Origin of the sequence: Mesorhizobium sp. M1A.F.Ca.IN.020.06.1.1, assembly GCF_004023265.1 — a bacterium.
Classification (GTDB): Bacteria; Pseudomonadota; Alphaproteobacteria; order Rhizobiales; family Rhizobiaceae; genus Mesorhizobium.
In genome coordinates, this window is record NZ_RZSR01000099.1 from 1 (window position 1) to 9,934 (window position 9,934).

9 protein-coding genes are annotated in these 9,934 nt (G+C 65.6%); 2 read left to right on the forward strand and 7 right to left on the reverse strand.

The window, feature by feature from the left end; all coding sequences use genetic code 11:
- On the forward strand, window positions 1-978 hold a 978-nt coding region (locus tag EOA60_RS07025; RefSeq protein WP_128311184.1), incomplete at its 5' end, for an ATP-binding protein.
- On the opposite strand, the gene EOA60_RS07030 is transcribed toward EOA60_RS07025, so the two are convergent.
- The 6 genes from EOA60_RS07030 to EOA60_RS07055 all read right to left on the reverse strand — a co-directional run bounded on the left by EOA60_RS07030 (window position 959) and on the right by EOA60_RS07055 (window position 9,176).
- Complete coding sequence (locus tag EOA60_RS07030; protein ID WP_095826471.1) at window positions 959-1,834, reverse strand: ABC transporter permease; 876 nt, start codon at window positions 1,832-1,834, stop codon at window positions 959-961. The two genes, EOA60_RS07025 and EOA60_RS07030, sit on opposite strands and share 20 nt — an antisense overlap.
- Before the next feature lie 13 nt (window positions 1,835-1,847).
- The gene (locus EOA60_RS07035; protein WP_095784161.1) at window positions 1,848-2,702 is read right to left on the reverse strand and encodes an ABC transporter ATP-binding protein; all 855 of its coding nucleotides are present in this window, start codon (window positions 2,700-2,702) and stop codon (window positions 1,848-1,850) included.
- Window positions 2,703-2,861: 159 nt separating this feature from the next.
- Window positions 2,862-3,848, reverse strand: a complete 987-nt coding sequence (locus EOA60_RS07040) for an ABC transporter substrate-binding protein (protein ID WP_245459230.1) — start codon at window positions 3,846-3,848, stop codon at window positions 2,862-2,864.
- Between the two features lie 204 nt (window positions 3,849-4,052).
- Window positions 4,053-4,832: a 4-hydroxy-tetrahydrodipicolinate reductase gene (gene dapB / locus EOA60_RS07045; protein WP_067330434.1), complete on the reverse strand. Its 780-nt coding sequence runs from the start codon at window positions 4,830-4,832 to the stop codon at window positions 4,053-4,055.
- Between the two features lie 112 nt (window positions 4,833-4,944).
- A complete protein-coding gene (locus tag EOA60_RS07050) occupies window positions 4,945-7,050 on the reverse strand; it encodes a molybdopterin oxidoreductase family protein (protein ID WP_095826470.1) in 2,106 nt (701 codons plus the stop codon).
- A gap of 248 nt (window positions 7,051-7,298) precedes the next feature.
- Window positions 7,299-9,176, reverse strand: a complete 1,878-nt coding sequence (locus EOA60_RS07055) for an ABC-F family ATP-binding cassette domain-containing protein (protein WP_128311187.1) — start codon at window positions 9,174-9,176, stop codon at window positions 7,299-7,301.
- A gap of 128 nt (window positions 9,177-9,304) precedes the next feature.
- Between EOA60_RS07055 and EOA60_RS07060 the strand changes: the two genes are divergently transcribed.
- On the forward strand, window positions 9,305-9,559 hold the full coding sequence (locus EOA60_RS07060; protein ID WP_095779140.1) for a hypothetical protein: 255 nt from the start codon (window positions 9,305-9,307) through the stop codon (window positions 9,557-9,559).
- A gap of 102 nt (window positions 9,560-9,661) precedes the next feature.
- Here the strand turns inward: EOA60_RS07060 and EOA60_RS37410 are convergent.
- On the reverse strand, window positions 9,662-9,934 hold a 273-nt coding region (locus tag EOA60_RS37410; RefSeq protein ID WP_164899210.1), incomplete at its 5' end, for a hypothetical protein.

Sequence of the window (9,934 nt, forward strand, 5' to 3'; positions counted from 1 at the left end):
GTGGGCGTCACGCTCGCCGGCCATGACGCGATGGTGCAGCGGCTGTGGTTCAGCGCCTTTGCCCAGCAGCTGGCGCTGGTGGCGATCGCCGGCCTCTTCGTGCTGCTTGGCCTGCGCCGCGGGCTGGCGCCGCTGATGCGCCTGCGCGATACGGTGCGCTCGCCGGATCGCAGCGATCTCGACCCGGTCGAGGTGCCGGGCGCGCAAAGCGAGATCCGGCCGCTGATCGACGCGCTCAACGCCTATATGGAGCGCGTGCGGGCGCAGATGGCGGCGCAGCGCCGCTTCATCGCCAATGCCGCGCACCAGCTGCGTACGCCGCTGGCGCTCATGTCGACACAGGCGAGCTATGTGCTGCGCGAAAGCGCCGCCGACCGGCGCGAGGAGGCGCTGGTGGCTCTACAGGCAGGCTCCGGCCGGCTGGCGCGGCTGGCCGAACAGCTGCTTACGCTGTCGCGCGCCGAGCCGGGCAGCCGCCGGCCGCGTGCCGACCGCATCGACCTCACCGAAGCCGCCCGCGAGGTGCTGGAAACACATGCGCCGAAGGCCGTCGAGCGCAACATCGATCTTGGGCTCGAGGAAGCCGGACCTGTTCCCGTCATCGGCGAGGGCACCATGCTGCGCGAGATGATCGTCAACCTGGTCGACAACGCGCTGCGCTACACGCCAGCCGGCGGCACGGTGACCGTCCAGCTGGCCGCGATCGGTCGCGAGGGCGTGCTGACGGTCACCGACACCGGTCCCGGCATTCCGGCCGAAGAGCGCGAGCAGGTCTTCGAGCGCTTCTACCGCATTGCCGGTGCTGCCGAGGAAGGCAGCGGGCTCGGACTCGCGATCGTACGCGAGGTGGTCGAGAATGCCGGCGGCAGCGTTGCGCTTGGCGGGGCCGCCGGCAGCGGGCTCAGGGTCGAGGTCCGGCTGCCGCTCGCCGCGCCCCAGGACAGGCCGACTGGAGCGGTCAGGCCCCCTGCTCGTTGAACGGCGCCGGACGCCATTTGACGACGTAGTTCTCGAAACGGGTGATGATGAACTCCACCACCAGCGCCATCACCGCCAGGATAATCATGGCGGCGAAGACGCCATTGGCGTTGAACGCGCCCTGGGCGGTCGAGATCAGCAAGCCCATGCCCTGCTTGGCGCCGAGGAACTCGCCGACCACGGCGCCGACCAGCGCGAAGCCAAAGCTGACATGCAGGCTCGCCAGGATCCAGCTCATGGCCGATGGGATGATGACTGTGGTGGTGATCTGGTAGGGCGAGGCGCCGAGGATCTGGGCGTTGGCGATCATCGCCCTGTCGGCCTCGCGCACGCCCTGGAAGGCGTTGGCGAAGACCACGAAGAACACCATGACGACGGCCAGCGCCACCTTCGAGGCCATGCCGAGGCCGAGCGCAATGATGAAGACCGAGCCCAGCACGACGCGCGGCACCGAGTTGGCGATCTTGATGTAGATCGAGAAGACATCCGCCAGGAGCTTGTTGCGGCCAAGGATGATGCCGGCGGCGATGCCGCCGACGGCGCCGATGGCGAAGCCGAGGAAGGTTTCCTCGAGCGTCACATAGATCTGCAGCCAGAGCGGCCCCTGCGAGGTGCCCTCGGTGACCCAGGACCAGATCTGCTCCCAGATGCCGGAGGGGCTTGAGAAGAAGAACGGATCGATGACGCCGTGATCGGCGCCAAGTTCCCAAAGAGCGAGGAAGACGATCAGGATGGCGAGCCGCAGGCCGATAACCAAGGCATGGCGGCGGCGCAGCCGCGCCCTCGCCCGGGCTTCCGCGGCGACGATCGAGGTCGCGCGGGCGGCTTGGTGAGAGGCTGGAGAGATGGCGGTCATGGCAAGTCTCCTTTCAATGGCCGGTCTGCAGGCCGCGGCTCTGGCCGAGCTGCACTTCCTCGCGCAGGTCGTTCCAAATCACCTTGGCGATCTCGATGAATTTCGGATCGTAGCGGATGTCGGCCATGACACGCGGGCGCGGCAGGTCGATGCGATAGACGCTCTTCACCGTGCCCGGCCCGGCGGTGAGCACATAGACCTTGTCGGCCAGCGCCACCGCCTCCTCGAGATCGTGAGTGACGAAGACGACGGAGGATTTGAGCTCCGACCAGAGGCCGAGCAGCTCGTCCTGCATGGCGGTGCGGGTCTGCATATCGAGCGCGCTGAACGGCTCGTCCATCAGCAGGATCTTCGGCTGGTTGATGAAGGTTTGCGCTAGCGCGACCCGCTTGCGCATGCCGCCAGAGAGCTGGTGCGGATAGTGTTTCTCGAAACGCGCAAGGCCGACGCGTGCGATCCAGTCGCGCGCCCGGTCATAGGCTTGCGCCTTCGGCGTGCCGCGATAGAGCGGGCCGGCGGCGACATTGTCGATCACGCTGCGCCACGGAAACAGCGCGTCCGCCTGGAAGACGAAACCGATGTCGCGGCTGATCTCGGTTACGGGATTGCCCATGACGCGGACATTGCCGGTCGTCGGCCTGAGCAGCCCGGTGACGAGGTTGAGCGTCGTCGACTTGCCGCAGCCGGTCGGCCCGACGACGCAGGCGAACTCGCCGCGCGCCACCGTCATGGTGAAATCGCGGATGGCCGTCATCATGTGGCCGTCGGGGGTGACGAAGCGCAGCGTCACATCGTCGATGGCGATCGCGGCATCGGCCGGCGCCGCGGCCGGAGACAATTTCTCGGCCGCCATGGTTTGCAACTGCATGGCACACTCCTGTAGCGATGGTGCGAGGATGGCTGGGGCTCGAGCCCATGGGCCCGCCGCGCCTCGGTATCCGGAAAGGCGCCGCTGCCGAATTCAGACAAGCGGCGCAACTTGTTGTTCTTCAACGACCGAGCCGGCAGGCCCGGCTCCCTGTCGGCGCTACTTGGCGGCGTCGACGAATGCCGTGGTATAGGTCTTCGACAGATCGATCTGCTTGCCCTGCAAGCTCTTCGAGAAGGTCGACAGCACCTTCAGCACCGTCTCCGGGCCATCGGCGGGCATGCGGCCGTCAGGCGTGAACATCGCCTTGCCGCCGGCCAACCCTTGCACATAGAGGTCCTTGTTGCCGGCGTAATAATCCTTCGGCATCTGGTCCGCGATCTCTTCGGCCGAATGGCTGGCGATATACTTCATCGTCTTGACGAAAGCGTTGGCGAGCTTCTGCGCCTCGTCCTTATGGCTCTCGATCCAGGCGGACTGGACATAGAAGGATGCCGCCGGATAGTCGCCGCCCAGCGCTTCCCTGGTCTTTTCGGGCGTGCGCATATCGACCAGCACGTTGGCCTCGCCGGTCTGAAGCAGCTTGGCGATGGTCGGCTCGGTGGTCATGCCGGCCTGGATCTGGTCCTGCTTGACGGCGGCGATGAAAGTGTTGCCGGCGCCCACCGGCAGCAGCGTGTAGTCGCCCGGCTTCAGGCCGTTGCGCACGGCGAGATACTGCGTCAGGAAATCGGTCGAGGAGCCAAGACCGGTGACGCCGAGCGTGGCGCCCTTGAAGTCGGCCGGCGATTTGATTTCCGGATGCTTGGCCGAAACCAGCTCGACCTCGCCCGGCGCCTGGCTGAACTGGACGATCGACTGGATGTATTTGCCCTTCGACTGCAAGTCGACGGTGTGATCATAGAAGCCGACGACGCCCTGCACGGCACCGGCCAGCAACTCATTCTCGGCCTCGACGCCGGCGCGGGAGTTGACCAGCTCGACATCGAGCCCCTCATCCTTGAAGTAGCCGAGCTGCTGGGTGAGCACGGCCGGCAGGTAGATCTGCTTTTCCATGCCGCCGACGATGATAGTGATCTTGTCGGCAGCCGATGCCGCCGTGGCGCCCGCGGCGACGATGGCAAACGAAAGCGCCGCCGAACGCAAGACGCACTTCGAGATGAAACCGGTCACGTAACTTCCTCCACCTGGGCGGCGTGCCACCAGGCCACGCCGCATTTCCTCCTTGCCGGCCCGCTCCCGGACCGATCCCGCGGCGAACGCCGCAAAAATGTCATGGCATGCCCAAGCTTTCAGCTGGCTTTCAGTCATTTTAGCGGCCGAAAGAGCGAATTCCGCAGCTATCGCTGGTCACGAAGCGGCGAAGCCAAGCACATCGTGCATGCCGTATTCGCCTGGACACTGTCCGGCCACCCAGAGTGCCGCCGCGATGGCGCCGCGAGCAAACATCGAGCGGTCGCCAGCCGAGTGCGAGAGCGTCAGCGCCTCGCCCTCGGCGAGGAAGCTGACGGAATGCTCGCCGATGATGCTGCCGCCGCGCAGCACGGCGAAGCCGATCTCGCCGGCAGGGCGTGTGCCGACAATCCCATTTCGAGCGCGCCGCGCCACTTCGTCCAGCCTGACGCCGCGTCCGCGCGCCGCCGCCTCGCCCAACATCAGCGCCGTTCCGGACGGCGCATCGACCTTGAAACGGTGGTGCGCTTCCAGGATATCGATGTCGCAATCGTCAGCCCCAAGCGCCCGCGCCGCCTGCTCCACCAGCCCGGTCAGCATGTTGAGACCCAGCGAGTAACTGCCGGAGCGCACGATCGCGATCGTCTTCGCCGCGTCGGCGATCGTCTCCAGCTCGGAACCATCTAAGCCGGTGGAGCCGATCACCAGCGCCGGACCGCCGCGCGCCGCGCATGCCTTTGCTAGTTCGACTGACGCCGCCGGCGTGGTAAAGTCGATGACGACGTCGGCAAGCGCCAGCGCCGCGTCGCGCGCGACCAGCCCCTCGCCCGTGCTGCCCGGTCGATGGAAGCGGGCGACAAGCTCCAGCCGCGGATCGACCTGCACCGCCTCCGTCATCTCCCGGCCCATGCGGCCGAGCGCGCCGGCGATGGCTATTTTCAATGGCTGTTGCGGCAAGGGACACCTCGCCCGTCGCTTCGCTCCTTGCTCCGTCCTTGGATGACGAAGCAACGGGCGTTTTCGGCTAATCTCCCGGGCATGTGACCTGCCGAGCTCGCGCCACAGACCATCACAGCGCCCTGAGCCAGACCTTGTTGTCGTGGAGGGCAGCACCGCCATACGGCGCCGGGGCGTCGGCACCGGTCAGCACGTTGATGCCTTCGCCGCGCTCATGCGCACTGTTCGGCCAGATGCCTTCCGCAATCACCACGCCGCGCTTCACGCCGTCGAAGAACCTGGCATGCAGCACCACGTCGCCGCGCCGGTTGCCGATCTCAACGCGGCCGCCGTCCTCGATGCCAAGCGCCGCGGCATCTTCCGGGTGCAGCAAAAGCTCCGGCCTGCCTTCCTTGGCTTTCGACACCGGCGTCTCGGCAAAACTGGAATTGAGGAAGTTGCGCGCCGGCGAAGTTGCCAGCCGGAACGGATGCTCTTCGTCCGCGACCTCGATCAGCTCGACATGGTCGGGGAATTGGGGCAGACGCTCGACCGGTCCGAACAAGCCCATGCTCTTCGGCGGCCGGTTGGGCGCTGACTGCCCGGTCCAATTGGGCCGGAAGTGGAATTTCTTGTCGGCATGGCCGAAGCCGTTGATGAAATGCGCGTCGTCGAAATCGGGTTGCAGGTCGACCCACTTCTGTTCCTTCAGGCTGTCGAAGCTGCCTAGCCCGCGCTTGCCGAGGATGATGTCGATATGTTCTTTCTCGGTCAGGCCAAAGCCCGGCCGGTCGCCGACGCCCAGCCGTTTGCCGAGCTCCTCATTGAGGTAGTGGTTGGTGCGCGGCCCCTCCGGCGGCTCGATCAGCTTGGGGCCGAGCGTGATGTGCTGGTTGCCGCCACCCTTGTAGATGTCGTCATGTTCCAGAAACATCGTCGCCGGCAGCACGACGTCGGCGAGCTTGGCCGTATCGGTCATGAACTGCTCGTGCACGCAGGTGAACAGGTCCTCCCGCAGGAAACCTTTTCTGACCAGCCGCTGCTCGGGCGCGACATTGGCGGGATTGGTGTTCTGGATCAGCATCGCCGTCACCGGCGGACCGCCATAAAGCGCATCCTCGGCACCGGTCAGCACCGGGCCGATGCGCGAATGGTCGAGATAGCGCACCTTCGGGTCGCGCATCGCGGTGCCTTCGAGCACATCCTGATTCAGCTTGAAGATGCCGGAATTGGAGTGAAAGGCGCCGCCTCCCTCATATTGCCAGGCGCCGGTAACCGCCGCGATGCATGAGGCGGCATGCATATTGACCGAGCCGTTGCGCTGGCGCGCAAAACCGTAGCCGAGGCGGAAGTAGGTCTTCTTCGTTGTGCCGACCAGATGCGCGAAGGTCTCGATCTCGGTGACTGTCAGACCCGTGATTGCCGCCGCCCATTCGGGCGTGCGCGTCCTCAGATGTTCTTGCAGCCCGCGCGGATCGTCGGTGTATTTTTCCAGATAGGCGCGGTCGGCCATGCCGTCGCGGAACAAGACATGCATGACCGCGCAAGCCAGCGCGCCGTCGGTGCCGGGTTTGAGCACCAGGCCGAGATCGGCCTGCTTCATGGTGGCGTTGTCGTAGATGTCGATGGCGACGATCTTGGCGCCGCGCTCTTTTCGCGCCCTCGTCGCATGGGTCATGACGTTGACCTGGGTAACAACGGCATTGGTGCCCCAGATCACCACGCAGTCGGACTTCGCCATCTCACGCGGATCGGGGCCGCGCAGAGCGCCCGCTCCCATCATCCAGCCGGTCCAGGCGAGATTGGTGCAGATCGAGCCGAAGAAGCCCGAATATCTCTTCGCGTGCCGCAGCCGCTCGATACCGTCGCGCTGCACCAATCCCATCGTACCGGCGTAAAAATAGGGCCAGACCGTCTCCGAGCCGTATTTCTCTTCGGCCGCGATGAACTTCTCGGCGACGAGGTCGAGCGCCGCTTCCCAACTGGCTTCCTTCCAGGCGCCCTCCCCCTTGCCGCCCGCGCGCACCAGCGGCTTCAGCAGCCGGTCGGGGTGATGGACGCGGTCCGCATATCGCGCGACCTTGGCGCAAACGACTCCTGCCGTGTAGCTGTTCGCTTTCGCGCCGTGGACGCGGCCGATGCGGTTATTGTCGAGCAGCTCCACCTCGAGCGCGCAGGTGGAAGGACAGTCATGCGGACAGGCCGAATGGCCGATCCCGAGCTTGGCGTGCTGGTTCATGCCAGGGTGTGTAGCGGGTTTTGCGGGAGAGGTGTAGGGCCAGATGGGGCTCCTCCTTCTCCCCTTGTGGGAGAAGGTGGCCGAGCGAAGCTCGGTCGGATGAGGGGTGTTGGAAGGATCGCTACGACAAAGAAATGGGCGATCGAAGCCGCCTGTTGTTCGGCGCGTCACTCCATCCAACACCCCTCATCCGTCTCGGCGCTTCGCGCCGATCCACCTTCTCCCACAAGGGGAGAAGGGGAACCGCCCTACTCCGCGATCCCCTCCTCATATTCCGCCGACATCGTCAGCCACTTGTCCTCGTTGAGGGCAAGTGTGTGGGCAAGCTGCGAGCGCTCCTTGGCCAGCCGCGTCGCGGTCGAGGGGTCCTTCTCGTAGATCGCCGGATTGGCGAGCTCGTCCTCGATCAGGTCGATGCGCTTGCGGATGCGGTCCATCAGCGCCTCGGTGGCGCGGATCTCCTTGGCTAGAGGCTCGAGCGCCGAGCGCCGGGCGGCGGCCTCGCGGCGACGGTCGGCCTTGGATGCCCTGTCTGCCTCCTTCTGCTCGCGGCGATTGGAGGAAACGCCGGTGACCAGCGTTTTGTAATCCTCCAGGTCGCCGTCATAAGGATTGACCGCGCCGTCCTTGACCAACCAGAGGCGATCGGCGGTGGCCTCGAGCAGATGCCGGTCGTGCGAGATGAGGATCACCGCGCCTGAAAAATCGTTGAGCGCATGGATCAGCGATTCACGGCTGTCGATGTCGAGGTGGTTGGTGGGCTCGTCGAAGATGAAGAGGTTCGGCCCCTCGAAGGCCGAGAGCCCCATCAGGAGACGCGCCTTCTCGCCACCGGACAGATCTCTCGCCGCGGTATTCATCTTCTCGGTCGAGAGCCCGAACTGCGCAACGCGGGCGCGCACCTTGGCTTCCGGCGCATCGGGCATCAGCCGGCGCACATGCTCATAGGCGCTTTCCTCGGGACGCAGATCGTCGAGCTGGTGCTGCGCGAAGATCGCCACCTTCAGGCCCGGCGCCACCGTCATCGTGCCGGTCTCGGCTTTGAGGCGGCCGGCGAGCATCTTGGCGAACGTCGATTTGCCGTTGCCGTTGGCGCCGAGCAGCGCGATGCGATCGTCGGCATCGATGCGCAGCGTCATCTTCTTCAGCACCGGATTGCCCTCGGTGTAGCCGACATTGACGCCGTTGAGCGCCACGATCGGCGAGGCCACCGTCTTCACCGGCTCGGGGAAGGAGAACGGCCGCACCGTGTCGTTCACCACCGCGGCGATCGGCTTCATCTTCTCCAGCGCCTTCAGCCGCGATTGCGCCTGCCTGGCCTTCGAGGCCTTGGCGCGAAAACGCTCGACGAAGGATTCCATATGCTTGCGCTGCGCTTCCTGCTTGACGCGGCTCTTTTCCTGCAGCTCGCGCTGCTCGGTGAGCTGGCGCTCGAACTGGTCGTAGCCGCCGCGCCAGAAGGTCAGCTTCTTCTGGTCGAGATGGACGATCGAATTGACCGCGCGGTTGAGCAGGTCGCGATCGTGCGAGATGAGCAAAACCGTGTGCGGATACTTTGCGACATAGTTCTCGAGCCAGAGCGTGCCTTCGAGGTCGAGATAGTTGGTCGGCTCGTCGAGCAACAGAAGATCGGGTTCGGAGAACAGCACGGCGGCCAAGGCCACGCGCATGCGCCAGCCGCCGGAGAAGGACGAAGCCGGGCGCTTCTGCGCCGCATCGTCGAAGCCGAGGCCGGCAAGGATGGTGGCGGCGCGGGATTCGGCCGAATGCGCATCGATGTCGGCGAGCCGTGTGTGGATTTCCGCGATGCGGTGCGGATCGGTCGCGGTCTTCTCCTCTTCCAGCAAGGCCTGCCGCTCGACATCGGCTTTCAGCACGATGTCGATCAGCGGCTCCTCGGTGCCCGGCGCTTCCTGTGCGACCTGGCCGATGCGGGTGTTTTTCGGCAGGCTGATCGAGCCGGTCTCGGAGGGGAAATCGCCGGTGATTGCCTTGAACAGTGTCGTCTTGCCGGTGCCATTGCGGCCGACGAGACCGGCCTTGGTGCCGGCCGGCAGGGTCAGCGAGGCATGATCGAGAAGCAGGCGCCCCGCCATGCGCAGCGAGAGGTCGTTGATGATAAGCATGGGCGGGCTTTTGCACCGGACGTCGGCGCTTCGCAAGAGCCAGGCCTGGAGGACGGCTCGCCGTGTTCCGGGCACCGGTCCCGAGCCCAATCAGGGAACCAGTTGCCGGCCGAAGCGTTCTGAGCCCCGTGATCCGCTATTTCGCCCTCGCCTTCATCTTCTTCCAGGTCGCCACGACCGCCGCGCTGGCGACGCAGGTGGTGCTGTTTGAGGGCGAGACGGCTGCAGTGCTCCCCTTAACCGACCCGGCAAGCGCGGCGCCGACGCTGCCAATCTCCGCCCAAGTGGGGGAGATGACCGGCAGGCCAGAGGCGGACGCGACGAAACACCTGCTGATCCAAATTTATCCTGGAAAACAATCCCAGACTTCGCCTACGCAATGACCGATAGGCCGGCGGCGCAGCTCCGCTCTGGAATACCGCTCCTCCCGGATTCCGGAAAACCGCTGCGCGGTTGTCTCGGAACCGCCTTGACCATGCGCCTTTTCAGCCGCCGACGATGCCGTCCAGGACCGCGAGGCATCTCAGCCGTCGCGCAGCGACGACCGGCCGGTCGTCATGCTCGACGATGGCGCGCTCGAAATTGTCGAGCGCGTCGAGCGCGGTACGCAGATCGATGGCCGGCAGGTCCAATGAAAACAGGACGCGCCGCGCCTTGGCCCCCTCGCCGGCATCGGCGCAAGACTGGATGGCCACCCTGCGACGCAACGCGTCGAGCGCGGCAAAGCGGTCGGCCGACGGCGTGGCGCCGTCCGTAGC

Excerpts from the sequence above, each read along its gene's own strand:
- EOA60_RS07030 (WP_095826471.1), bottom strand. The coding sequence starts at position 1,834 with ATGACCGCCATCTCTCCAGCCTCTCACCAAGCCGCCCGCGCGACCTCG.
- EOA60_RS07035 (WP_095784161.1), bottom strand. The coding sequence starts at position 2,702 with ATGCAGTTGCAAACCATGGCGGCCGAGAAATTGTCTCCGGCCGCGGCG.
- EOA60_RS07055 (WP_128311187.1), bottom strand. The coding sequence starts at position 9,176 with ATGCTTATCATCAACGACCTCTCGCTGCGCATGGCGGGGCGCCTGCTT.
- EOA60_RS07050 (WP_095826470.1), bottom strand. The coding sequence starts at position 7,050 with ATGAACCAGCACGCCAAGCTCGGGATCGGCCATTCGGCCTGTCCGCAT.